This is a genomic window from Kribbella sp. CCNWLW201 (assembly GCF_037203805.1).
GTDB lineage: Bacteria > Actinomycetota > Actinomycetes > Propionibacteriales > Kribbellaceae > Kribbella.
Window position 1 is genome coordinate 806,017 of sequence record NZ_JBBCBQ010000001.1, and the last position, 23,262, is coordinate 829,278.

The window sequence follows — 23,262 nt, forward strand, 5'->3', positions numbered from 1 at the left end:
TATGCATACTCAGTATTCATGTCGATCAAGCATGGATTGCTGGCGCTGCTCCGCAAGGACCCGAAATACGGCTACCAGCTGCGCGGTGAATTCGAAGCGGCGACCGGTGCGACCTGGCCACTGAACATCGGGCAGGTCTACACCACGCTCACCCGCCTCGAGCGCGACGGACTGGTCCGGGCCGCGTCCACCGAGGCCGACGGGCGGTCGATGTACGAGATCACCGAGGCCGGCCGGGCCGAGCTGGCCAGCTGGTTCGACACCCCGGTCACTCGCGAGTCGCGACCCCGCGACGAGCTGGCGATCAAGCTCGCACTGGCCCTCGCCGTACCAGGCGTGGACGTGAGTGCCGTCGTCCAGCGCCAGCGGATGGCGACCATGCAATCCCTGCAGGAGTTGACCAAACTCAAGCGCGGCAGCCGGGACGGAGACATCTCCTGGCAGCTCGTCCTCGAGTCGATGATCTTCGCTGCCGAGGCCGAGATCCGCTGGCTCGACCACTGCGAGGCGATGCTGTTACGCCACCGCGGCAAAGCATCGGCCAGTACGGCGCCGATCGACGTACCGGAGCAGCACGAAGACAATCTGGGGGCCCAGCGATGAGCACGATTCTCGACATCCGCAACCTGACCAGGACCCACGGTCAGGGCGAGCAGGCGGTCCACGCCCTGCGCAATGTCGATCTGTCCGTCGAGGCGGGCGAACTCGTCGCCGTGATGGGCCCGTCGGGCTCCGGCAAGTCCACCCTGCTCACCTGCGCCGGCGGTCTCGACCAGCCCACCGCCGGCGAAGTATTTGTCGACGGCAACGATCTCACCAAGCTCGGCCGCGCCGCGGTCGCCGCGTTGCGCCGGCGCCGGATCGGCTACGTCTTCCAGGACTTCAACCTGATCCCGGCCCTGACCGCGGCCGAGAACGTCGCCCTGCCGCTCGAGCTCGACGGCGTCCGGACCCGGAAAGCCCGCAAGTACGCCGAAACAGCGCTGACGGAGGTGGCCATCGGTGAACTCGCCGACCGATTTCCCGAAGACATGTCCGGTGGCCAACGGCAACGAGTGGCGATCGCCCGCGCGATCGTCGGCGAACGCCGGCTGCTCCTCGCCGACGAACCCACCGGTGCACTCGACTCCGACAGCGGCGAAGCGGTCCTCCAGCTCCTGCGCGACCGCTGCGACCAGCACGGCATCGCCGGCGTCCTCGTCACCCACGACGCCAGGCACGCCGCCTGGGCCGACCGCGTCGTCTACCTGCGCGATGGTGTGCTGGTAGGCCAGTCCGGCCCGCTCCCCGACGCCGACGCTCTGCTGCAGGGAAGCCACTGATGGGCGACTGGGGACCGCCCCTCCGGATCGCACGACGCACCACCAGGAGATCACTCGGCCGCACCTTCCTGGTCGCCGCACTGATCGGTCTGCCGGTTCTGGCCGCGACCTGGATGGGTGTCGTGCTGAAGACGGGCAATCCGACCGGCGAGGCGCTGGCCAGGTTGAACATCGGCCAGGCGGACGCACGCGTGGACGTTTCGCAGTTCGGGAAGCTGCAGCCGATGGACATGCCGCCGGTGCTCGGGTCGTCCGAGCCGCCACCTGCCCAAGGATCCGAGAAGCCGGTGCGCGAGCCGGCCACGTTCGACCCGCGGCCGTTGCTGCCGGTGGGGACCGTGCTGGCGAGGAAGGTCGTCGAGGTCGGTACGGCGGACATCCAGGGACCGTCGACCACCAGCACGGTCAACGTGATGACGGGCGATGCGCAGAGCCCGCTCGCCAAGGACACGATCCGGCTCGACGAGGGACGCTTCCCGGCGTCGCGGTCGGAGGTGGCGATCTCACCGTCGCTGGCGAAGTACCTCGGCCTGAAGGACTTCACCGGTGCGACAGTGCGCGCCGCGGACGGAACGTCGTACCAGGTCGTCGGTATCTTCCGTCCGACGGACAGTCCGCAGGCGAGGACCGTCCTCGCGACGCCCGGTACGCCGCTGGTGGCCGTCGACCCGACCACATCCGTCCAGTATCTGGCCGACCTGCCTGATGCGGTCGATGCGACAACGCTGGCCGGACCGCTGCGCAACAACGGACTGTTCTTGTTGCCGCGAGCAAACATCGTGGACCCGCCACCCGACGAGTACGGCATGCGGTCGAGCGACATCGGCCCGTACGCCGCGATGGCATTGGCGATCAGTTTCGGCGTACTGGAGATCGTGTTGCTCGCTGGTACGGCGTTCGCAGTCGGTGCGCGCCGGCAGACGCGTGAGCTCGGGCTGGTGATGGCCACCGGCGGTACGGCGCGCGACGTACGGCGGATCGTCTTGCTGCAAGGGTTGTTCGCCGGTGTAGTCGGGGTGACGGGCGGTCTGCTGCTGGCGGCCGTCGTACTGATCGTCGGAAGGCCACTGTGGGAGCGGATCAGCTCGACGCTGTTCCTGTCCTGGCAGGTCCCGTGGGTCCCCGTGATCGTGATCGCCGTGCTCGGTGTGCTCGCCGGTCTGGCGGCGGCGGTCGTTCCCGCGGTGAGCGCCGGTCGGCAGGCTCCACTGGCCGCGCTGGCCGGACGGTTCGCAGCGACCATCGGTAAGGCGAAGGTCCGCAAACCCGCTGTGTTGATGGTGATCGCGGGAGTCGCCCTGGTGCTGGCCGGCAGCACGATGCTTGCGGCGGCGCTTGCGGAGGCGAAGCGGGCAGTGCCGGACGGGTCCGGCTCTCAGGCGACCGTGACACCAACCGGACCGATCACCCTTGTTCTGTTGGGAATCACCGCAGTGATCGCCGGTCTCGTGTGGCTGCTGCCCAGCCTGGTCGGAAAGCTCTCGGGCCTGGCCGGACGGTTGCCGCTGAGTGGCCGGCTGGCGTTGCGCGACGCCGCCCGGCACCGGCATCGCACCGGCCCGGCTACCGCGGCGATCATGATGGCCGTCGCCAGTACGGCCGCGGTCGCCTTCGCGGCCTCGAACGCGATCGCCGCGGACGCGAAGGAGTACGTCCCTCAAGGGCGATCAGGGAACGCGATCGTCGAGTTCGGCACCGGTGGATCCGGCTCGGTGCCGTACTCGGCCGCGACGGAACAGCGACTCGCCGCGCTGCTGCCGGTCCGGGACACCTACCGCGTCGGCACCATCACAGCGCCCGGGGTGAAGCCGATCAACGACTACCTGCCGACGATCTTCGCCCGCGCGCCAGAGACCGTCCTCGGCAATTCCGGGATCAATCTGATCGTCGTCGATCCGGCGTACGTCGGGAAGTTCGCCGGCCTCGAGCGCGCGGCCGCGGAACTGCGGGCCGGCAAGATCGTGCTGCCCAGTGCCGACCTGACCACCAAGGACACCGTCGAACTGATCAGTGACACCCCGACCAGCAGCAAGCGGATCGACAGCCACCCAGCGGTCTACGCAGGCGGCGTACCCAAGATCGTTCTGCTGCGGGACAGCGCGCTCATCAGCCCGCAGGAGGCCGCGAAGTTCGGCAGCGTGAACACGATCCAGGTCGAGTACGAGTTCAGCAGTACGCCGACCAAAGACGCGCTGGCCGCTGCCGACCGACTGCTCGGGCGCGACGACCTGCTGACCATCGAGAACGGGTACCAGAGCCCGGCGCGGATGTTCCTGATCGGGATCCTCACGGCGGCGACCGTGGTCACGCTGCTCGGTGTGGCGATCTCGGTCTCGTTGTCCGCCGCGGAAGGCCGGGCCGACCTGGCGACACTGGCAGCGATCGGTGCGCAACCACGCCGACGACGGAACCTGGCAGCCGCACAGGCGTGGGTCTTGGGACAACTCGGTTGTGTGCTGGGCGTTGGTGTCGGTGCGCTCTACGGCTATACAGCGCACGCGGCCTTCGGATCACCGCATTTCGTGGTGCCGTGGTTGGAGATCGGCGGCATTGTGATCGTCGTACCGCTGTTCGCCGGGTTGCTGGCCTGGCTGATGACGCGGTCACGCCTACCGATGGTCAGCCGCATCGACTAGGGCTCTTTCCGGGTAGGCAACCGGGTACGGCGGTGTGCTTGTGACTCTCCACCGGCCGCAGGCACACCGCTGGTAGACGACCAGGCCTTCACTGACCTGATGGGAGGACGCCACCGTCCAACGGTGCCGGTGGGCTTCGAGTCTGGCTGTCATGGATCCATCGTGATGTAATGCCATTATGCATCTCAACCCTTACGGCACCGACGCGGTCCTGCTGGCCGTGAACCTCGTCACGCGACCGGCCGCGACCCCTGAGGAATTGGCCGAGCGGTGTGAGGAGAGTGGCGTCGAGAGCCGGCTGGTCCGTGAGCGCCGCGTCACAGCCGCGGACCTGGCCGCCGTACGGGTCGCGCTGGACGAATGGCTCGCAGTGGTCGACGCGAAGGACGAGCAGACGCGCGTCGACCTGGTCAACGCGATGCTCGCGAAGTACACCGAGCACCCGCGGCTGACGAATCACGCCGGCGACGGGTGGCACATGCACTACCGGCCGGACAAGGTCCCAGTCGGCCGGCTGGTCGCGACACTGATCAGCACGGGTACGGCGCTGCACCTCGCGGGCCGTGGCATCACCCGACTCGGCCGGTGCGCCACGGACGGTTGCGACAACGTGTACGCCGACCTCTCCCGGACCGGCCGGCAGCGGTACTGCAGCCCCGCCTGCGCCAACCGCGACGCCGTACGACGCCATCGTGCTCGCTCGTCGTAGTCATCCACAGGCCGCAAACCGCGGTAGCCAGGAGGCGGCCTAGGATGGGCAGATGAGCGAGAGCAGCAGCGAGGGCCAGGAGATTCCGATGGCCGGGGCGCGGACCGAAGACGGCAAGGTGCTGATCGTCGGGCCGGACGGCATGGCCGTCGAGGGGCCGCCGCGCTCCGACACCGACGAAGAGCAGGACGAGCCGCGGTCGGTGACCGAGCTCGTCGAGCAGCCGGCCAAGGTGATGCGGGTCGCGAACATGATCCGCAACCTGCTCGAGGAGGTGAAGTCGGCCCCGCTCGACGAAGCGTCGCGGCAGCGGCTGAAGTCGATCCACGAGGCCTCCATCAAGGAGCTCGAGACCGGCCTCGCACCGGAGCTGGTCGAAGAGCTGGAACGGCTCAGCCTCGACTTCACCGACGACAGCGTGCCGACCGAGGCCGAGCTGCGGATCGCGCAGGCCCAGCTGGTGGGCTGGCTGGAAGGCCTGTTCCACGGCATCCAGACGGCGTTGTTCGCCCAGCAGATGGCGGCCCGCCAGCAACTGGAGGGAATGCGCCGCGCGCTCCCCGGCGGCCAGCAGCTGCACGGCGAGGACGGCGCCGGCTTCCCGGGCACGCCGCAGGCCAACAACACCGACGGCCCGGGCAGCGGCGGGATGTACCTGTAACCCCTTAATTCAAAGGCTGAAACAACTCTTCGAGGACGGCGGCGACGCCGTCCTCGTCGTTTGACGGGCACACCTCGTCGACGATCGCCAGCACCTCGGCGTGCGCGTTCGCCACGCCGTACGACGTACCGGCCCAGGCGAGCATCGGCAGATCGTTGATCGAGTCACCGAACGCGATCGACTCGGCGGCCGAAATCCCTTGGGTAGCAGCGAAATCGGCCAGCATCGCGGCCTTCGACACCCCGCTCGCGGAGATCTCCACCAGGCTGGTCCCACCACTGTGGCTGGCGGTGACGCGACCGGCGACCACCGGGTTGATGCGGGCCAGCAACTCGTCGGAGTGCCAGCTCGGATGGCGGACCAGCAGTTTCGCGGCCGGCTCGGACAGCAGCACCTCGATCCCGGCAACCAAGGCGTCGTCGGGCTTCGGCCAGCGGTTGACGTAGTGCGGCTCCTGCCCGTAGCGGTCGGATCGCTCGATCGCGAACTCCACTTCGGGAATCTCGGCCCGGATCGCCTGCGCCACCTCGAGTGCGACCGCCGGATCGATCAGCCGGGTCCGGATCGCCTGCCGCCTTACAACGTCGTACAGAATGGCGCCGTTGGCAACAATCGCGACACCGTGCTCGCCGACCAGGTCGGCCAGGTCGTGCAGCCAGCGAGGTGGCCGGGCGGTGACCATCACGAAAACACTTCCGGCATGCTGGGCCGCGAGCACGGCTGATCGGGTACGAGGCGAAATGGTTCCGTCGTGTCGTACTAAGGTTCCGTCAAGATCGGTGGCGATCAGACGCGGTGGGCGGAAGTCTTCAGGTGCCGTCACGGCACCACCGTATCCGGCGTGCTGAGGATTGCTCATTACCCCTCCGACCGCGTGCAGCGCAAGCAATCGGCGGCCTGTTTCAGACGTTTCTGACCTATCTGATTGAGCATGCAACAACGTCACCAGACCGTTACGGCAGGATGCTGCAAAGGCAGCAAGTTCCCCTGCGCAGCACGGTTTACGCATGATTTCATGCGGAGGTCTGGCGGGGAACCGGGGGCGATTCGGCCGCGTCGTAAGCCTGTTCTGGATCAGCGCGACTGATGCAGCCCCACCCTCGAAGCACATACAAACGTCGAAGAACTGTTGCGGAATTGGCTGCAACCAAAGCCACAGCAGCGGCGTCAACAGTTATGGATCGGTGCGTCCCACGACGGGACGACAACGGTGGGTCGGCAACGGTACGTCGATCCATCAGCTAGTGGATCCGCGTGGCCGAACGTTGTTCACCGTTCGTTCATACGGGTCCTAATACTTGGGGAGCCACATGACCGTCAACAGCGCCAATCTAGCGGGATCAGGGGGCAGCAGTTCCCGAGCCGCTGTCGACACGTCTTCCATCACGGAAGGGGCAATGACCGGCTGCATCGCCCGGTCAGACATTTTCCAGCACCGGCTGATGGAAGAACCGCCGCCCGCCTCCGCCACCCGGCGGACCCGCGAGCGGTACGAACAGCTTGTCCGGGAGGCGAAGGCCTTGTGTGCTTCGTGTCCGCTGTTCACCGACTGCCTGTACAGCGCAGTGGCCGAACACGATGTCAGCGGTTTCGTCGCCGGAACCACTGCCGCACAACGGCGTTCGATGCGCAACCTGCTCGACGTCGAGGTGCAGGCCGACGACTTCGACCAGCTCGCCGGGGCCCGTGGGACCCGCCGGCCGGTCAGCCACGAAGAGGTGCTGCGACTGAGGACGCAGTACCCGAACGACAGCCTGGAATCCCTGGCCATGCGGCTCGGGTGCTCGCTGTCGACGGTGAAGCGTCACCTGCGCCGGGCGCGCCGCGGCCAGAGCCCGGCCGTCAAGACCCCGCGGCCGCGGCCGGAGGTCAGCGCCGTGCTCGACGCCTTCGACACGGTCGTCGACCAGCAGCGCCGCCCGCGCCGGACCGGCAGCAGCCGGGTCGCCTGATCCGATATTCGGCCCGCCAGCGGACTATCGGACACTGACAGCGAAGGCCCGGAACCCCTGCGAGAGCGGGGGTTCCGGGCCTTTCGGTTGCCTACAGCAAGCTGTCAAGGCTTTCGACGCTGCTCGAAAGGGTTGGCAGCGCGGCCGCCGTGGGTTCGACTGAGAGGGTGACTCAGAACCAGCGGTTGAGGACAGCGGCGACGCCGTCGTCCTGGACCGACTTGGTCACCTCGTCGGCCGCGGCCTTCACCTCGTCCGGCGCCGACCCCATCGCGATGCCGAGACCGGCGTACGTCAGCATCTCGATGTCGTTGCGTCCGTCCCCGATCGCGAGCAGACCGGACGGGTCCAGGTCGTACTGCGCCAGCGCGACCTTCAGCCCGGTCGACTTGTCCACGCCCTCCGGGGCAATGTCCAGCCACGCGGTCCAGCCGACGAAGTAGCTGACCCCGTGCAGGCCGAGGCGTTCCGCCAGGTGGACGAAGTCCGCCTCCGACTGCTCCGGGTCCCGGATGATCAACCGGGTCACGGGTTCCGGCGCCAGCTCCTCGTCGCTGACCACCCGGATCCGCGCGTCGGCACCGAGGTCGCCGTCCGGGAACGGCGCGGTGACCAGATAGCTGCTGTCGTGCTCCTCGACCGCCATCCGGGCGTTCGGCGCGTGCTTGCGCACCGAGGCGATCACCGTCGACGGGTCGAAGGTCCGCTCGTCGATCACGTCACCGTCGGGGTAACGGAGCGTCCGTGCACCGTTGCTACAGACAACGAATCCACCCGCGGGCAGACCGAGCTTGGCCGCCACCGGGTGCGTGGTCTGCCAGGCCCGGCCGGTCGCGAGGATCAACGGCACCTGTGCGGCAGTACGTCGTACCGCATCGATGACGGCCGGCGAGAGCAGCTCGTCGTGGTCGAGCAGCGTCCCGTCGATGTCCAGGGCAACGGCTGTCGGCCTCGTCATTTGCCAACCGGTTCGAGGACCTCACGACCGCCGACGTACGGGCGCAGCGCGGTCGGTACCCGGACCGAACCGTCCGCCAGCTGGTGCGTCTCCAGGATGGCGACGATCCAGCGGGTGGTGGCCAGCGTTCCGTTCAGCGTCGCGACCGGCTGGGTCTTGCCGTCGGCGTCGCGGTGCCGGATGTTCAGCCGGCGGGCCTGGAAGTCGGTGCAGTTCGACGTCGAGGTCAGCTCGCGGTACCGGCCCTGCGTCGGCACCCAGGCCTCGCAGTCGAACTTCCGGTACGCCGAGATGCCGAGGTCACCCGTCGCGGTGTCGATCACCCGGTAGCTCAGCTCCATCTTGTCGAGCATCTCCTTCTCCCAGTTGAGCAGCCGCAGGTGCTCCGCGGCGGCGTCGTCCAGGCTGCAGTAGGAGAACATCTCGACCTTGTCGAACTGGTGGACACGGATGATCCCGCGGGTGTCCTTCCCGTGCGACCCGGCCTCTTTGCGGTAGCAGGACGACCAGCCGGCGTACCGGATCGGGCCCGCCGACAGGTCGAGGATCTCGTCCATGTGGTAGCCGGCCAGCGACACCTCCGACGTACCGACCAGGTAGAGGTCCGGGTCGGCCAGCCGGTAGACGTCGTCGTGTGCGGACAGGTAGCCGGTGCCGCCCATCACCTCGGGCTTGACCAGGGTCGGCGTGATCATCGGGGTGAAGCCGGCCTCGACCGCCTGCTGGATGGCCAACTGGAGCATGCCGAGCTGGAGCAGCATGCCGGCGCCCTTGAGGAAGTAGAACCGCGAGCCCGAGATCTTCGCGCCGCGTTCCATGTCGATCGCGCCGAGCAGCTCGCCCAGCTCGAGGTGGTCGCGCGGCTCGAAGCCCTCGGCGGCGAAGTCGCGGGGCTTGCCGACCTCCTCCACCACGACGTAGTCGTCCTCGCCGCCGACCGGAGCCTCGTCGGACACCAGGTTCGGCAGCGCGCGGGCCAGGTCGTCGAAGCGGCGCTCGGCCTCGTTCGCGGCCGCCTCGGTGGCCTTCACCTCGGCGGCCAGCGTCTTGGTCCGCTCCAGCAGCGCGGCCCGCTCGTCGCCCTTGGCCTGGGCCACCTGCTTGCCGAGGCCCTTCTGCTCGGCCCGCAGCGCCTCGAACGCGGAGATGGACGATCGACGCTCACTGTCAGCCACCAGGACCCGGTCGACCAGGTCCGCACTCTCGCCGCGCTTGGTCAGGGCCGCACGCACGACATCGGGGTTCTCACGGAGCAGTTTCGCGTCAATCACACGATGAGGGTATCGGGGCGTGTCAGAAGGGGCGAAGTCTATTCGGGATGATGGGCTGTGTCTCATCGTGTGGCGTTGGTGCGGCTAGCGGTGGTCCAGTCGTTCGCTGGCAAGGCGGAGGAGGAGAGCAACGCGGAGCATTGCGCGACGACGACAACGCCGCCAGCGGGCGTCTGGGGCGCCGCTAGACGTGCCGAACGTCACTCGATGAGGCACCGAACGCACGCGATCATGAGGGGGAATCGAGCGGGTCATGAACCACCATCCACCCAGTTCGGTCGGCCGTGTGCTCACGGTCGTCCTGGGTGTGCTGCCGTTCACCGTGATGACCCTGCTCGTGTCCCTGAACTGGCCGCCGCTGGAGCGCTGGGACCAGTCCGTGGCCGCCCGCGCCGCGTCGTACGGCAGCACGCACCCGAACGTGGTGGATTTCTGGCAGGTGATCGGCGCCGTCTTCCTGCCCTGGGCCATGCGGGCGGTCCTCGTGCTCGTCGCTGCGTACCTCTGGCACCGCCGGGCCCGGCTGCTGACCTTCTGGCTGCTGGTGTCCGCCGGCGCGGAGCTCGGCCTGGTCCAGGCGGTCAAGTACATCTTCGACCGGCCCCGGCCGGCCCAGATGCTGGTCGAGAACGACGGCTGGTCGTACGTCTCCGGTCACGCGACCGCCGCGTTCGTGATGGCCGGCGCGCTGGGCGTCGTACTCCCGTCCGTCCGGGGCTGGCGACGCCGGTTCCGGCTGCTGGTCCTGCTGCCGACCATCGCGGTGGTGTGGATCGCGTCGGCCGACCGGATCGCGCTGAACGTGCACTACGTGTCCGACGTACTCGGCGGCTGGGCGCTCGGCCTGGCCATCCTCACCGCCACGTCGATCGGGTTCGGCCTGCGACCCGGGCTCCGTCGACGGCGTCGTCGTACCCCTTCGGAGGACGACGGTACGACGGTCCCGCCGCGGGCCGCCGTGATCGTGAACCCGATCAAGGTCGGCGACGGGGTAGCGTTCCGGCGGAAGGTGACCCGGGCGCTGGCCGTCCGGGGATTCGACGACCCGCTCTGGCTGGAGACGCGCGAGGACGACGCCGGGAACGCGATGGCCAAGCGGGCGATCGAGAACGAGTCGGACCTGGTGCTGGTGGCGGGCGGCGACGGTACGGTCCGGGTGGTTTGCGCGGCGCTGGCCTACACCGGGATCCCGGTCGGGGTCATCCCGGCCGGTACCGGCAACCTGCTGGCCCGGAACCTGCACATCCCGCTCGACCTGGACGACGCGCTGGAGCGGATCCTGGAAGGCCGGGACCGGCGGATCGACCTGGTCAAGGTGCACGGCGACGAGCTGGACACCGACCGGTTCGCGGTGATGGCCGGGCTCGGGCTGGACGCGGCGATCATCTCGGACGCCCCGCCGCACCTGAAGCGTCAGATCGGCTGGACGGCGTACCTGGTGTCGGCGGCGAAGAACATCAACCACCCGTCGGTCCGGGTCCGGATCACGCTCGACGACGGCGAACCGATGGACCGCCGGGTGCGGACCGTCGTGGTCGGCAACGTGGGCATGCTGCAGGCGAACATCCCGCTGCTCCCGGATGCCCGGCCGGACGACGGCCTGCTCGACGTGGTCGTGATCGCGCCGCGGCGGGTGACCCAGTGGCCGATCGTGGTCTGGCGGCTGATGACGCGGACGAACCGGACGGACATGTACCTGGAGCGGTTCACCGGGCGGAAGGTGGAGATCACGGCCGCGGTCGACGTCCAGCGGCAGCTCGACGGGGATCCGATCGGGCCGGGGCGGTCGCTCACGGCCGAGATCGAGGCCGGAGCACTGGTCGCGCGGGTGCCGAAGCGCCGTTAGCTTTCGACGCTCGGGCCGGCCTCTTTGCGGAGGGTCTCGATCGCCTCTTCCTCCTCGGGCGACAGCTTGGCCTCGCTGGCGAACGCCCGGATCTCCTTGGCGTACGTGCGCGCATCGGCCCGGCTGTTGATCGACGTCAGCACGACCCCGTCGCCCTTGTCGTCCAGCAGCGCCATCGACCAGGACAACTTCCCGCCGGTGTCGCCGAATGCGTCGTACCGGACCACTGCCAGGTGCTGCAGTGTCGCGCGCAACTCCCCGCGGGTCGCCTCGATCTCGTGGCCCAGCTTCCGCAGTTCGGACCGGACCGTGCCCTGCTTGGCCTCCGGCTGTTGCGGTTGCGGCTCGGGTTCAGGCGTGGGCGTCGCGGGCAGCTTGGCCGACTTGGCGGCGCCGGACTGCGCCCGCAGCGCCTGAATGGCGAAGACCAGGGCGAGGACCGCCACGAACAGAGCGGCGATCCCGAATGCACCGGCTAACGTCGAAGACACGCCAGGAAGCCTAAAGCATCTCTCGTCATACCTGAGTATTCAGGCGATCGCGCAGAGTACACAGGGGTTGGCTTTGGGTGGACCACACGAGGTACCGATGTCAGGCGCAACGTAGATTCACGACGTGACACATTTGCCTGACCCAGGTCCCCAGCCGGGGGTCCACGACCTCGGATACGCCCGGCTCGACACCGATCGGCTGGAGCGTACCGGCGACGCCGAGGTCGTCTACGGCGCCGGCAAGACACCCGACCAGGTCGTCGAGCTGCTGCGGACCCTGCACGCCACCCACCCGTCTCACGCCGTACTGGCCACTCGCCTGACAGTGGAGGCGCAGGAGGCCGTCGCCGCCGCTCTGCCGGCCGCAGTGGTCGATCCAGTCGGCCGTACGGCGGTCCTTGGTGAGCCGCCCGTACTGCGGGGGACAGTCGCCGTCGTGGCCGCCGGTACGTCGGACGCCCCGGTGGCAGCCGAGGCTGCGACCACTGCGCGAGTGTTCGGCGCAGAGGTCGATGTGATCACCGATGTGGGCGTGGCTGGTCTACACCGGGTGATGGGGGTACGTGAGCGCCTGGACGCAGCGGACTGCCTGATCGTCGTCGCCGGCATGGAGGGTGCGCTCCCGAGCGTCATCGGCGGACTGGTCGGCGTACCGCTGGTCGCCGTACCGACGTCGGTCGGGTACGGCGCTTCGTTCGGTGGCGTCGCGGCTTTGCTGGGGATGCTCAACTCCTGTGCGCCGGGTGTGACCGTGGTGAACATCGACAACGGCTTCGGGGCCGGCGTGTTCGCGGCCCGGGTGGCGCGACGCTCGGCTCCTCGCGAAACGAAGGAGAACCGGTGAGGATCGCCTGGATCGACTGCTCGGCCGGCGCCTCCGGTGACATGCTCCTGGGCGCCTTCCTGGACGCGGGTGCCGACGTCGCCGCGATCAACACAGCCGTCGCCGCTGTGGACCCGTCGTTGTCGGTCACCGTCGAACGCACCGCCCGCCACCAGATCGCCGCCACCAAGGCCACGGTCCGGGTCTCCGGCACACCTCACCCGGAAAGTGTCTTGGACGCCGGACATGGGCACGGTCACGGGCATGGGCACGGGCACGGCGAGGAGCCGTCTTCCGGGCACGAGCACGGGCCGACTCGAGCCTGGGCTGACGTTCGGGAGTTGCTCGAGCGGGCTGACCTGTCCGAGGCGGTTCGCAGCCGGGCTCTGGACACTTTTGCGCGACTGGCTCGGGCCGAGGCTTCGGCGCATGGGGTCGAGCCGGATGCGGTGCACTTTCACGAGGTCGGGGCACTGGATGCGATCGCGGACATCGTCGGCGTTGCGGCGGCGTCGGTCTCGCTCGGGCTGGACCGGGTCGTGGTGTCGACGATCGCGCTCGGCGGCGGTCGCCAGGTGCGCGGTCAGCACGGCGGCATCCCGGTGCCCGGTCCCGCCGTACTCCATCTGCTCTCCGAGGCCGAAGCCCCGGTCGTCGGCGGCACAGCGCCGTACGAGATGACGACGCCGACCGGTGCCGCGCTGCTCGCCACGCTGGCCGACGAGTTCGGCATGATGCCGCCGATGCGGATCACCCGGACCGGCGTCGGCGCCGGCGGCCGCGACCCAGTCGAGGTGCCGAATGTGGTCCGCGTCGTCGTCGGAGAGACTGCCGACCGGCCGGCGACCGAGCTCGTCTACGAGACCAACGTCGACGACCTCGACCCACGCCTCTGGCCGCAGACGCTCGCCCGCCTGCTCGAGGCCGGTGCGGCCGACGCCTGGCTGACCCCGATCCTGATGAAGAAGGGCCGGCCCGCCCACACCCTCTCGGTGCTGGTCAGCAGCGCGAACGCCGACGCGGTCCGCCGGGTGATCCTCACCGAGACCACCGCGATCGGCCTGCGCGAGTTCCCGATCAGCAAGCACGCCGCCGACCGCGAGTTCACCAGCGTCGAGGTCGACGGCCAGCGCATCAGCATCAAGATCGCCCGGTACGACGGCCAGGTCGTCAACGTCCAGCCCGAGTACGACGACGTCGTAGCAGCCGCCGCCGAACTCAAACAACCGGTCAAGGCAGTCCTAGCCCGAGCAATCGCCGCCGCCGAACCGCTCTGGCACTAGCGACCGCTGTAGGGCGGGGCGAAGAACACCAGCAGCGCGAGATCCTCGGTGACGTCGGTGAAGCGGTGTTCCTCCTCGGCCGGGACGAACAGGACGTCACCGGGGCCTACCTGCTCGGAACCACTCGGGGTGACCACAGTGGCGCGGCCGGTTGTGACGACGTAGATCTCGTCCTCGTGATGCAGGGCCTGATCGTCCACGCCACCGGCCGGGATCGAGTAGGTCCCGACGGACATCGACTCGTTGCGTAGCTGTTCCACGTAGTCGTTCGGCTCGCGGCGCACGAAGACGCCTGCCCCCACCAGTTTCTCCACCCGGCGACCCTAGTGGGCTTCGGCCTTCTGCGGCACGGTTTTCTGCTTGCGGCGCGGCCAGTCGTACGGCCACCACTGCGCGCCGCCGCGCCGGGCCCAGACGATGAGCCCGATCAGCACCGCCAGCTCGATCGCCGGGCAGATCGTGTCGCGCAGCCGCGCGCTGAACCACTCGAGCGAGTCGGACAGGCTCGCCGCCACTTGGCGCGCGTTCGGATCTCGTCCGGGCACGTAGGCGATCGCGAGCATCGTCGTCCGGACCACCATCAGTCCGTCCACCTTCGACGCCGCCACGGCCGCCAGCGCGACCCAGGCGATCAGGTCGTACCAGGGCAGCGAGTACATCGCGGTCAGGATCCAGGCGATCGCGTAGATCGCGGTGTACCGGATCGCGGCCGGCGTCGGGTCGTCCGGATGCGTCTGCGGCACCAGCGACTTCGGGAACACCTGGGACAGCAGGATCGCGACGACCACGAGCCCGACCCACGCGAGGATCGCCAGGACCGTCCGCACCAGCCCGTTCGGCAGGAACAGGGTGAAGAAGCTCAGCAGGACCTTGTGCGGTGTGCCGGTGGAGATGAACGAGGTCTGCGAGCGCGCCTGCTGGAACGCCTGCAGGCCGACGAACGCATACAGACCGCCCATCGCCAGCGCGCCGCCACCGCAGAAGATCGCAGCCTTCCGCCGATCCGTGTGCAGCGCCCACAGCATCGCCACACCGACCAGGCCGATCGACAGCTTGGTGCAACCCGCCACGCCGATCAGCACACCCGCCCAGAACACGTGCCGCCGGAACAACACCAGCGCGATCACCGCGAACATGACCGCGATCGCGTCGTTGTGCGCACCGGCGAGGACGGTCCACAGGATCAGCGGGTTGGCCAGGCCGAGCATCGCCACGCGGCGGCGGTTCGGCAGGTTCGGCCCGACGAGCTTGAGCAGCACCAGTCCGGTGACGACCAGGCTGATCGCGACGGACAGCTGCAGCATCCAAACGGTCAGCTGCATCGAGTCGCCGCCGATCAGCGACGAGATCCACTGGACCCAGGTCGCGATCGGTCCGTACACGCTCTTCGCGCCCTGCCACGGTCGCTCGGTCGCCGCGATCACCGGGTCGTACCCGAGCCGGATGGTGTCCGCCGGCGCGGTCGTGTACGGGTCGCCGCCGAGCGACATGATCCGGCCGTACGCCGCGTAGATCAGCACGTCGCCGGAGGCCATCGGCGGGACCAGGGTGATGGCCGCCGTCGTACCGATGCCTAGGGCAACCAATCGCTGGATTCGCGGCGCCCAGCCGTGTTTGAGTGCCTTGGTCGCCAGGAAGACGCCGTACCCGCCGAGCAGGATGGCGACGTAGATCATCACCGTGACGAGCCAGTCGTTCGGCTTGGTGTCGAACCAGTACGACGGGAGCCAGGCGTGCCGGTTCGTCAGCGTCAGCACGACCACGGACGGGCCGAGCAGACCGGCCGCCACGACGAGCGTCGTACAGGCGAGGTACAGCGCGACCGCGCGGCGGCCGTAGCGCTCCGCCAACCGCGGGTCTGTCGTTTCGGTGGTGTCGCCGGGCGGACTGGTACTCATTGCGACGGCTTCCGCGGGAACAGGCTGGGCAGCGGCAGACCGCTGCCCGCGGGCAGCGCGCTCCGTGCGGCGAGGGCGCGACGGACGTGCAGGTACTGACGGCCGCGGTGCAGTTGGCCGCGCCAGTCCGTGCCGGTGGCCCGGTGCTTGACGTCGATCGGCACCTCGAGGATGCGGAACCCCTTGCGGCCGAGATCGATGCTCAGCGCGGTCTCGACCCCGAAACCGGGAGCGAGCGGTACGGCGGCGTCGAACGCGACCCGGGTCAGGCAGCGCTGACCGGACAGCGGCTGCTCCGGCGCCCAGCCCGTCGCCTCCTGGATCCCGTCCCGCGCGAGCCGGACGACGAACCCGTGACCGCCCGCCTTGGAGCCGTCCGCACGCACCTGCGCCGGCAGCGTGCCGATGGTCATGTCCGCCTTGCCGCTCTGAACCGGCTCGATCAGCGGCGCCGCCGCGGTCGCGGAGTCGGTCAGGTCGGCGTCGAGGAAGAGCAGGTGCCGCGCGCGGGCGCCGTCGCGCTCCGCGACCGCCGCCGCTCCGGTCTCCATCGCCGCTGCCTTCCCCCGGTTCCGCTCGTGCCGGACGACGACCGCCCCGGCACGCTCGGCGGCTTCCGCCGTACCGTCCGCCGAGCCGTCGTCGACGACCACGACCAGATCCACCCCGATGATCTTGTGCACCGCGTCCACCGTGGCCGCGATCCGCTCCGCTTCGTCCTTCGCCGGGATCACACAGGCGACGGCTCGCTCGAACGGCTCGGAAGGCAGGTCATGACCGGACACAGCACCGCAGCCTAGTTCCTCCGCAGCCGATCGACCTCGTCAGTTCCCGGCCGCTGTGGATATCTCGTTCTTTCGAACGACCTGTGGAAAACCTCGGGGGCCTCCGCCCGGATCACGGCATCTTCTCTGCCGAGAGCGATCAACCAGCCGAGCGGAGGATCCGATGAGCACTTCACAAGCACACACAGTCATCCCGGGCACGGGTGCGGCGCGGTCAGGAGCGGACCCGGTCGTACAGCAGGCAGATGGCGCCGGACTCCGTCGGCGTCGAGTCGGCCAGCGTCCACGAGGTCGCCGGCAGGCCGTCCTCGAAAAGCCGGGCGCCGCCGCCGACCAGCTCCGGCGCGAGCGTGATGCTCAGCCGGTCGATCTCGTCCGCGGCCAGCAGCGCCTTGATCACACTGACGCTGGCCAGCACGACGATGTCGCCGCCGGTCTCGCCCCGCAACTGCTTGACCACATCGGCGGCCTCGGCGTCCACGATCCTGCTGTTCTGCCAGCTCGGCTCGGTCAGCGTCGACGAGAAGACGACCTTCTCCGTCTCGTTCATCCACTTCGCCGCCGCCCGGTCCTGCGGCGCCGCGTTCTCGTCGTCGGCCACCGCCGGCCAGAATCCGCCGAATCCTTCGTAGTTCTTCCGACCGAGCAGAATCGTGGTGGCCGGCTCGGTGACCCGGATCATGTGATCGCGGGACGCCTCCGTGATCGCGTGCGGCACGATCCAGCTCATGTCGTAGTCGCCACCGACCCCGTTCACCCGTCCGTCCAGCGAGAGCGTGATGTTGGCGGTCACCTTGCGTGTCATCTCAGTACCTCCGGTCCGGGACACCCTCTCGGCGTCCTCACACCAGAAATCCTGTCGCCATCCGCCCACCCGAACATCTGCCACCTGGCCGATATCCAGGATGCCCTGGCCGACCCACCGACAAGCCGGGCCGACCGCTGCCGACAGGCGGCGCGGAACGTGTGCCGTCTCTCACGCCCCGGGAGTTGGACGTTGAGGGATATTGTCGGACAATCAGACAGATTGGAGCGGCATCCAGCGCGACGGACGCGGCTGCCGTAGCGTGGTTGGGACGACCGGAGAAGGGACAGGCGGATGACCGAGACTCAGGGAGTCGACAAGGGGTACGGCGTCGACAGTGAGGTCGGACCGCTGCGGACGGTGATGCTGCACCGGCCGGGCAACGAGCTCCGCCGGCTCACCCCGCGGAACAACGACAAGTTGCTGTTCGACGGCATCCCGTGGGTCGGCCGGGCACAGGAGGAGCACGACGCCTTCGCCCAGGCGCTGCGCGACCGCGATGTCGAGGTGCTGTATCTCGGCGAGCTGCTCACCGAGGCGCTGACCGACCCGCAGGCCCGTTCGGTCGCCGTCACCGGCGCCACCGAGGACCTCCGGCTCGGCGACACGCTGCGCGACTACCTCCGCGCATCCTTGAGCGCCCTCGATCCGGCAGGGCTGGCCGAGGCGTTGATGGCCGGCGTCCGGAACGACGAAGTCCGCGCCGGTGGCCTGGTCACGTCGCTGCTGGCCCACGAGGACTTCCTGATCGACCCACTGCCGAACCTGCTGTTCACCCGGGACTCGAGCGTCTGGATCCGGGACTCGGTCGCCGTCACCTCGCTCGCGATGCCGGCCCGGGTCCGCGAGACCCAGTTGACCGAGCTGATCTACACCTTCCATCCGCGGTTCGCCGGCGTGGACAAGGCGTACGACCACCAGCTCGAGCACGTCGAAGGCGGAGACGTGCTCGCGCTCGGCCCCGGCGTACTGGCTGTCGGGGTCGGCGAGCGGACGACGCCTGCGGGCGTCGAGCGGCTGGCCCGGCGGGTGTTCGCCAAGGATCTGGCGCACACGGTGCTGGCAGTGCCCATTGCGCAGCAGCGCGCGACGATGCACCTCGACACCGTCTGCACGATGGTCGACGCCGACGCCGTACTGATGTATCCGAACATGGCCGAGGAGATGCGTGCGCACGCGGTCACCACGGATGGCGACCAGTTGCATGTCGCCGAGCCGGAGCCGTTCCTGGTGGCAGCGGCGAAAGCGCTCGGTATCGACACGCTCCGGCGAATCGACACCGGTCTAGACCCGGTCACGGCCGAACGCGAACAGTGGGACGACGGCAACAACACCCTCGCGCTGGCGCCACGGGTGTGCATCGCCTACGAGCGCACGGTGGAGACGAACGCGCGCCTGGAGGAGTCCGGAATCGAGGTCATCCGCATCTCCGGTTCCGAGCTGGGCTCCGGTCGCGGTGGCCCTCGCTGCATGTCCTGCCCGGTTCTCCGGGCCCCACTGGGGGCGGTCTGAGCATGCCCGGACGGTCGCGGGACTGGTCTAGTAAGCCCTACGACACGCGCAGTGAAATCGGGGCTTGTGGCGGACCACCAATCTGAGTACTCTTCATGCCTAGGCCCAGGCCCTGTTGCTCCCCCGTCAGCAGGACTTGGGCCGTCCACGTTTCTTCACCCGGTCGCAGGCGTCATCCGCCTCCCGAACAGAACCCTTGCCCTAGGCCACCGGTCGGCCTAGACCACAACGGTTGCCCACCGCCCCTAACCACCCTCGGCGGCAGCACCCGGGGCCCATTTCGGATTTGTCGTCGGGACTGTTGCTTTCGGCGCCGTTCAACGGGAAACGCAAACACCCGGCCGCGGCAGGCGCGACCGGGTGTTGCTCGGTTCTTGTTCCTTGGATTCTCGGCTAGCGGATTGTGAGCTGCCGGCTGGCCAGGCCGGCGCGCGCGGCGCGTTCTTCGGTGGTCAGGGGTGCTTCGGTCGCGAGCGCCTTCTCGAGGGCCACCGCGAAGTCGGCGGCCGGCTTCTCCACGTCGGCCGCTTCGGCGTCAGCGGGGAGCTCCCAGACCGGCGCGAGTACGCCGAGCGCACGGAACGAGCCGATCAGCCGGCTGCCCTCCGTCAGCGCCGACGAGCCGGCCGCGTGCAGACGCGCCAGCGCGTCCAGCAGGGTGTCCTCGCTGTGCGGCAGCACCCAGCGCAGGTACCGGCGGTCGCCGATCTGCGTCCAGTACGCCGCGTCCACCGACTCCAACCGCACGGTCGGGGCCGCGGCGGCGTTCGCTCGCTCCAGGCCCGCGGCGACCTCACCGGTCGGGTCCTCGACGTTCTCGCTGACCCAGAAGTCGAAGCCCTCGTGCACCTTCACCTCGATCGGCTTCGAGGTGTCGATCAGGTCCTGCAGCCGCGGGCCGTCGGTCAGCAGGTCGCCCAGCTGGATCGGGTTGCCCGGCTCGGTCTTCAGCGCCGCGGTGATCGCGTGCCCGAGATCGCGACTCGGGTCACCCGACGACGCGTGCGTCTGCAGGCCGATCCAGATCGTCTCGTCGTCGCGCACCAGGCCCGGCATCGCCATCGGCAGCAGGGTGACCAGGTTGACCACCTTGCCCGCGTTCTCGCCGGTCAGCACGACCTCCGCCGTACCCGACGGGACGATCTCCCGGAAGGCGATCAGGTCGCACTCGGACGGCAAGCCCTCGAACGGCCGCACCACGAACGCGTCCGCCGCCTGGGCCCGCTCCCGCCCGTGGCACTGCTTGAACCGCTTGCCTGACCCGCACGGGCAAGGCTCCCGCGGTCCGACATCAACCAGGTCGGCCGGATCCAGCGTGACGGTCGTCGTGTTCTTCGCGCGCTGCCGCGACTTCTTTCCCATACCCGCAGTCTTGCAGCCCCCCACCCCCAACAGCCAACCCCCTCCCCGCCCTGCCTTTGGTGGGCTGACCCACCAGAGAACGGGTTGGCGACCGAGAATCCGGGGGGCCAACCCACACGCCCGTGGGTCAGCCCACCAAAGGGGGCGGGGGTGGTCAGCTGGGGATGATGGCGTGGACGGTGCGGTGGGTGGGGGCGGTGCGAACGTCCCAGGTGGAGGTGAGGACGTCCACGATGGCCAGACCGCGGCCGCCGATGGACTCGGGGTGGGCGTCGTTGATGCGGCGCGGCTCGGTGTCGCCGCAACCGTCGGTGACCTCGACGTGGATACCGGCCTTGTCGATCCACCAGGCCGCGCGGACCTCGCCGGCGGGTAGTGGCGGTGCGTAACGGATGGCGTTGGAGAGCAACTCGGACAGGACGAGCTGTGCGTCGTCAGAGGCGTTTTCCGCGGCCCTGAAACGCTTGAGGTAGGCGGCTAGACGGCGACGGGCATCCGCTACCGCGGACACTTCATGCGGCAGTACGACGTCCACAACGCTCACGTCGGCAGGCAAGGTCGCAGAGGACAAGCAGGGTCTCCTCATTCATCGGAACAGCCATATGCACATCTGCCCACGATCCAGCCCCGGAAAACACCAGCGTGCATTCCGTTACATACCGCCGCTGAAGATCACACGTTTAGCCAAGAAACCGAGACGAAAACGACAGAATTGAACGTTGCAATAACGGCCCGCATTCACATCACTACGTATCCACACCACCCTCCGTGACCTCCCCCAGGGCCGGCCCAGTCGCTGCCGGCCGCTCGCGGTGCGGGTTACTGGTGGCGGCGGGGCTGGCGTTTCGGGGGGAAGGTGAACGAGGGCAGCGGTGGGGACGGGGGTTCGGAGAGGGTTCGGAGGGCGGCTTCGGGGCGGTCGCTGATGATGGCGTCGACCCCGATGTCACGGCAGTGGCGGACGTCCGCGTCGGCGTTGACGGTCCAGACGTGGACCTGGTGGCCGTGTTTGTGGGCGCGGTCGACGTACTCGGGGTGGGCGGTGACGATCTCCAGGCTCGGGCCGGCGTACGAGACTCCGGTGGGGAGTGAGCCGTCGCGGAACCGGAGCGGTACGCGGTCCATCAGCAGGACGGTGCGCAGGCCGGGCGCCAGCACGCGCAGGCGGCGCAGTGACAGCCAGGAGAAGCTCATCACCCGGGCCGGGGACTCGGTGCCGATCTTCGGGTGCGCCCAGCCGTAGCGGTCGAGAGCCTCGATCAGGCGGCGTTCGACCAGACCGGCGTACCGGGTCGGGTGCTTCGTCTCGATCGCGAGCTCGAGCGGTCGGCCGGCGTCGCGGACGGTGGCGAGGAGTTCGTCGAGGGTGAGGACCTTCCGCATGTCCGGACTCGGCAGCTCGGCCTCGTCGTCGAGGTCTGCCCACGGGTTCTTCCAGGAACCCCAGTCGAAGGCCTCGAGCTCCTCCAGGCTCATCGTGGACAGCACGCCACGACCGTTGGAGGTGCGTTCGATCCTGCGATCGTGCACACAGACCAGATGTCCGTCGGAGGTGAGCCGTACGTCGCATTCGAGACCGTCTGCTCCCGCGTCGACCGCCCGGCGGTAGGCCGCCAGCGTGTGCTCGGGACTGACGTCGCTAGCGCCGCGATGGGCCACCACATGTGGGCGTTTCCCCATGAGGACAACTCTGTCACGTGCTCAAGTCACCCAGTCACCCAGCCACGCCGACCACCGGAAAACGATTACTCCCACCGCCGTGCGGCTGGAGTTATCCACAGCGGACCGAAGGACGGGTAGTAGTCCCGCTCGGCACCTCGGAGAACGCCTGGCGTTGCGCCGCGAACCCATCGAGCGAGGACTACTACCCGTCCTTCGGTACGGGTTCGAGAGTGCCTCGCTGGGGGCTGGGTGGTTGGGCTGGGGGTGAGGATGGGGGGATGCAGATGCGGGCGGTTGTGTTGGAGGGGCCGGGGGAGCCGGAGGAGATGCGGGTGCGGCGGGTGGCTGTGCCGGAGCCGCGGCCCGGGTGGGTGCGGGTGAAGGTCGAGGCATTCGGGCTCAATCGGTCGGAGTATCACCTGCGGGCCGGGCTGGCCACGAAGGCGCGGTTCCCGGTCATTCCGGGGATCGAGGCGACCGGCACGATCGACCTCGCACCGGGTGGCGAGTTCGAGCCCGGGCAGCAGGTGGTGGCGATGATGGGCGGGATGGGCCGGGAGTACGACGGCGGGTACGCCGAGTACACCGTCGTACCGGCGTCATCGGTGATCCCGGTCCGGACCGACCTCGACTGGGCCACGCTCGGTGCGTTGCCGGAGATGCTGCAGACGGCACACGGGTCGCTGCACACCGGCCTGGCGATCGAGCCCGGGCAGACGTTGCTTGTCCGCGGCGGTACGTCGTCCGTCGGGGTGGCCGCCGCGGCCATCGCGAAGGAACACGGCCTGACCGTGTTCTCGACCACCCGGAATCCCCAACGAACAAAGGTGCTCGAGGATCTCGGCGTCGATTACCCGATCGTTGACGACGGCAACGTCGCGGCAAAGGTCCGGGAAATCCTGCCGGCCGGTGTGAATGCCGCCCTCGAACTCATCGGGACGAATGTCCTGCCGGACACCCTCAAGGCGACCGCGATCCACGGCACGGTCTGTTTCACCGGCATGCTCAGCGACAACTGGACGATCCCGGACTTCTACCCGATCGGCTACCTGCCCAACGGAGTGCGGTTGACGGCGTACGGCGGGGAGAGCAGCGACCTGCCCGCGGACGCGTTCCAGCGGTACGTCGATCTGGTTGCCAATGGCAAGCTCCCGATCCGGATCGATCGCGTCTTCGCGATGGAGCAGATCGGCGAGGCGCACCGGATCATGCAGGACGGCGCCGCGGTTGGAAAGCTGGTGGTCAGAGTCAACTGAGACTGAGCGCCGGGCCCCGCCACCTGACAG

The 23,262-nt window shown here is 68.8% G+C and carries 22 protein-coding genes; 11 read left to right on the forward strand and 11 right to left on the reverse strand.

Annotated elements, in window-relative coordinates:
- Positions 1 to 18: 18 nt before the first annotated feature.
- The 5 genes from V9K99_RS03810 to V9K99_RS03830 all read left to right on the forward strand — a co-directional run bounded on the left by V9K99_RS03810 (position 19) and on the right by V9K99_RS03830 (position 5,328).
- Positions 19 to 603: a PadR family transcriptional regulator gene (locus V9K99_RS03810; RefSeq protein ID WP_337010855.1), complete on the forward strand. Its 585-nt coding sequence runs from the start codon at positions 19 to 21 to the stop codon at positions 601 to 603.
- A complete protein-coding gene (locus tag V9K99_RS03815) occupies positions 600 to 1,322 on the forward strand; it encodes an ABC transporter ATP-binding protein (protein WP_337010857.1) in 723 nt (240 codons plus the stop codon). Before V9K99_RS03810 ends, V9K99_RS03815 begins: the two co-directional genes overlap by 4 nt.
- On the forward strand, positions 1,322 to 3,958 hold the full coding sequence (locus V9K99_RS03820) for an FtsX-like permease family protein (protein WP_337010859.1): 2,637 nt from the start codon (positions 1,322 to 1,324) through the stop codon (positions 3,956 to 3,958). The genes V9K99_RS03815 and V9K99_RS03820 overlap by 1 nt, the downstream gene beginning before the upstream one ends.
- Positions 3,959 to 4,136: 178 nt before the next feature.
- Positions 4,137 to 4,667 (forward strand): CGNR zinc finger domain-containing protein, encoded by a 531-nt coding sequence (locus tag V9K99_RS03825; protein ID WP_337010861.1) that lies wholly within the window; start codon positions 4,137 to 4,139, stop codon positions 4,665 to 4,667.
- Positions 4,668 to 4,719: 52 nt separating this feature from the next.
- Complete coding sequence (locus V9K99_RS03830) at positions 4,720 to 5,328, forward strand: bacterial proteasome activator family protein (protein ID WP_337010863.1); 609 nt, start codon at positions 4,720 to 4,722, stop codon at positions 5,326 to 5,328.
- A 4-nt stretch (positions 5,329 to 5,332) separates the two neighbouring features.
- On the opposite strand, the gene V9K99_RS03835 is transcribed toward V9K99_RS03830, so the two are convergent.
- Positions 5,333 to 6,187, reverse strand: a complete 855-nt coding sequence (locus V9K99_RS03835) for an HAD family hydrolase (protein WP_337010865.1) — start codon at positions 6,185 to 6,187, stop codon at positions 5,333 to 5,335.
- A 538-nt stretch (positions 6,188 to 6,725) separates the two neighbouring features.
- Between V9K99_RS03835 and V9K99_RS03840 the strand changes: the two genes are divergently transcribed.
- A complete protein-coding gene (locus V9K99_RS03840; RefSeq protein WP_337010867.1) occupies positions 6,726 to 7,280 on the forward strand; it encodes a WhiB family transcriptional regulator in 555 nt (184 codons plus the stop codon).
- 172 nt (positions 7,281 to 7,452) lie between these two features.
- Here V9K99_RS03840 and V9K99_RS03845 read toward each other — a convergent pair whose 3' ends face one another.
- Both V9K99_RS03845 and serS read right to left on the reverse strand, forming a co-directional pair.
- Positions 7,453 to 8,238, reverse strand: a complete 786-nt coding sequence (locus tag V9K99_RS03845; RefSeq protein WP_337010869.1) for an HAD family hydrolase — start codon at positions 8,236 to 8,238, stop codon at positions 7,453 to 7,455.
- A complete protein-coding gene (serS, locus tag V9K99_RS03850; protein WP_337010871.1) occupies positions 8,235 to 9,509 on the reverse strand; it encodes a serine--tRNA ligase in 1,275 nt (424 codons plus the stop codon). Before serS ends, V9K99_RS03845 begins: the two co-directional genes overlap by 4 nt.
- 253 nt (positions 9,510 to 9,762) lie before the next feature.
- Here serS and V9K99_RS03855 point away from each other — a divergent pair, with 253 nt between their 5' ends.
- Positions 9,763 to 11,355: a diacylglycerol kinase family protein gene (locus V9K99_RS03855; protein ID WP_337010873.1), complete on the forward strand. Its 1,593-nt coding sequence runs from the start codon at positions 9,763 to 9,765 to the stop codon at positions 11,353 to 11,355.
- On the opposite strand, the gene V9K99_RS03860 is transcribed toward V9K99_RS03855, so the two are convergent.
- A complete protein-coding gene (locus V9K99_RS03860) occupies positions 11,352 to 11,846 on the reverse strand; it encodes a DUF4446 family protein (protein ID WP_337010875.1) in 495 nt (164 codons plus the stop codon). The genes V9K99_RS03855 and V9K99_RS03860 overlap by 4 nt on opposite strands.
- Before the next feature lie 124 nt (positions 11,847 to 11,970).
- Here V9K99_RS03860 and larB point away from each other — a divergent pair, with 124 nt between their 5' ends.
- Both larB and larC read left to right on the forward strand, forming a co-directional pair.
- On the forward strand, positions 11,971 to 12,690 hold the full coding sequence (gene larB, locus V9K99_RS03865; protein ID WP_337010877.1) for a nickel pincer cofactor biosynthesis protein LarB: 720 nt from the start codon (positions 11,971 to 11,973) through the stop codon (positions 12,688 to 12,690).
- Positions 12,687 to 13,952, forward strand: a complete 1,266-nt coding sequence (gene larC, locus V9K99_RS03870; protein WP_337010879.1) for a nickel pincer cofactor biosynthesis protein LarC — start codon at positions 12,687 to 12,689, stop codon at positions 13,950 to 13,952. Before larB ends, larC begins: the two co-directional genes overlap by 4 nt.
- On the opposite strand, the gene V9K99_RS03875 is transcribed toward larC, so the two are convergent.
- From V9K99_RS03875 to V9K99_RS03890, 4 genes are all read right to left on the reverse strand, one after another.
- Positions 13,949 to 14,266, reverse strand: a complete 318-nt coding sequence (locus V9K99_RS03875; protein ID WP_337010881.1) for a cupin domain-containing protein — start codon at positions 14,264 to 14,266, stop codon at positions 13,949 to 13,951. The two genes, larC and V9K99_RS03875, sit on opposite strands and share 4 nt — an antisense overlap.
- Before the next feature lie 9 nt (positions 14,267 to 14,275).
- On the reverse strand, positions 14,276 to 15,850 hold the full coding sequence (locus tag V9K99_RS03880; RefSeq protein ID WP_337010883.1) for a glycosyltransferase 87 family protein: 1,575 nt from the start codon (positions 15,848 to 15,850) through the stop codon (positions 14,276 to 14,278).
- Entirely contained in the window at positions 15,847 to 16,635 is a 789-nt protein-coding gene (locus V9K99_RS03885) for a glycosyltransferase (RefSeq protein WP_337010885.1), read from the reverse strand. The genes V9K99_RS03880 and V9K99_RS03885 overlap by 4 nt, the downstream gene beginning before the upstream one ends.
- Positions 16,636 to 16,849: 214 nt before the next feature.
- Positions 16,850 to 17,440 (reverse strand): dihydrofolate reductase family protein, encoded by a 591-nt coding sequence (locus V9K99_RS03890; protein WP_337010887.1) that lies wholly within the window; start codon positions 17,438 to 17,440, stop codon positions 16,850 to 16,852.
- 294 nt (positions 17,441 to 17,734) lie between these two features.
- On the opposite strand from V9K99_RS03890, the gene V9K99_RS03895 reads away from it, so the two are divergent.
- Complete coding sequence (locus V9K99_RS03895) at positions 17,735 to 18,952, forward strand: arginine deiminase (protein ID WP_337010888.1); 1,218 nt, start codon at positions 17,735 to 17,737, stop codon at positions 18,950 to 18,952.
- Between the two features lie 393 nt (positions 18,953 to 19,345).
- Here the strand turns inward: V9K99_RS03895 and V9K99_RS03900 are convergent, their stop codons facing one another.
- The 3 genes from V9K99_RS03900 to V9K99_RS03910 form a co-directional block, all read right to left on the reverse strand.
- Entirely contained in the window at positions 19,346 to 20,314 is a 969-nt protein-coding gene (locus tag V9K99_RS03900; protein WP_337010890.1) for a DUF5926 family protein, read from the reverse strand.
- A gap of 154 nt (positions 20,315 to 20,468) precedes the next feature.
- Positions 20,469 to 20,858 carry an ATP-binding protein gene (locus V9K99_RS03905; protein ID WP_337010892.1) on the reverse strand — a complete coding sequence of 130 codons (390 nt, stop codon included), beginning with the start codon at positions 20,856 to 20,858 and terminating at the stop codon, positions 20,469 to 20,471.
- A 275-nt stretch (positions 20,859 to 21,133) separates the two neighbouring features.
- On the reverse strand, positions 21,134 to 21,994 hold the full coding sequence (locus V9K99_RS03910; RefSeq protein WP_337010894.1) for a glycerophosphodiester phosphodiesterase: 861 nt from the start codon (positions 21,992 to 21,994) through the stop codon (positions 21,134 to 21,136).
- 260 nt (positions 21,995 to 22,254) lie between these two features.
- On the opposite strand from V9K99_RS03910, the gene V9K99_RS03915 reads away from it, so the two are divergent.
- Positions 22,255 to 23,232: a zinc-binding alcohol dehydrogenase family protein gene (locus V9K99_RS03915; RefSeq protein WP_337010896.1), complete on the forward strand. Its 978-nt coding sequence runs from the start codon at positions 22,255 to 22,257 to the stop codon at positions 23,230 to 23,232.
- The last annotated feature ends 30 nt before the right edge of the window (positions 23,233 to 23,262 follow it).

Excerpts from the sequence above, each read along its gene's own strand:
- V9K99_RS03810 (WP_337010855.1), top strand. The coding sequence starts at position 19 with ATGTCGATCAAGCATGGATTGCTGGCGCTGCTCCGCAAGGACCCGAAA.
- V9K99_RS03815 (WP_337010857.1), top strand. The coding sequence starts at position 600 with ATGAGCACGATTCTCGACATCCGCAACCTGACCAGGACCCACGGTCAG.
- V9K99_RS03820 (WP_337010859.1), top strand. The coding sequence starts at position 1,322 with ATGGGCGACTGGGGACCGCCCCTCCGGATCGCACGACGCACCACCAGG.
- V9K99_RS03825 (WP_337010861.1), top strand. The coding sequence starts at position 4,137 with ATGCATCTCAACCCTTACGGCACCGACGCGGTCCTGCTGGCCGTGAAC.
- V9K99_RS03830 (WP_337010863.1), top strand. The coding sequence starts at position 4,720 with ATGAGCGAGAGCAGCAGCGAGGGCCAGGAGATTCCGATGGCCGGGGCG.
- V9K99_RS03835 (WP_337010865.1), bottom strand. The coding sequence starts at position 6,187 with ATGAGCAATCCTCAGCACGCCGGATACGGTGGTGCCGTGACGGCACCT.
- V9K99_RS03840 (WP_337010867.1), top strand. The coding sequence starts at position 6,726 with ATGACCGGCTGCATCGCCCGGTCAGACATTTTCCAGCACCGGCTGATG.
- V9K99_RS03845 (WP_337010869.1), bottom strand. The coding sequence starts at position 8,238 with ATGACGAGGCCGACAGCCGTTGCCCTGGACATCGACGGGACGCTGCTC.
- V9K99_RS03855 (WP_337010873.1), top strand. The coding sequence starts at position 9,763 with ATGAACCACCATCCACCCAGTTCGGTCGGCCGTGTGCTCACGGTCGTC.
- V9K99_RS03880 (WP_337010883.1), bottom strand. The coding sequence starts at position 15,850 with ATGAGTACCAGTCCGCCCGGCGACACCACCGAAACGACAGACCCGCGG.
- V9K99_RS03890 (WP_337010887.1), bottom strand. The coding sequence starts at position 17,440 with ATGACACGCAAGGTGACCGCCAACATCACGCTCTCGCTGGACGGACGG.
- V9K99_RS03895 (WP_337010888.1), top strand. The coding sequence starts at position 17,735 with ATGACCGAGACTCAGGGAGTCGACAAGGGGTACGGCGTCGACAGTGAG.
- V9K99_RS03900 (WP_337010890.1), bottom strand. The coding sequence starts at position 20,314 with ATGGGAAAGAAGTCGCGGCAGCGCGCGAAGAACACGACGACCGTCACG.
- V9K99_RS03910 (WP_337010894.1), bottom strand. The coding sequence starts at position 21,994 with ATGGGGAAACGCCCACATGTGGTGGCCCATCGCGGCGCTAGCGACGTC.
- V9K99_RS03915 (WP_337010896.1), top strand. The coding sequence starts at position 22,255 with ATGCAGATGCGGGCGGTTGTGTTGGAGGGGCCGGGGGAGCCGGAGGAG.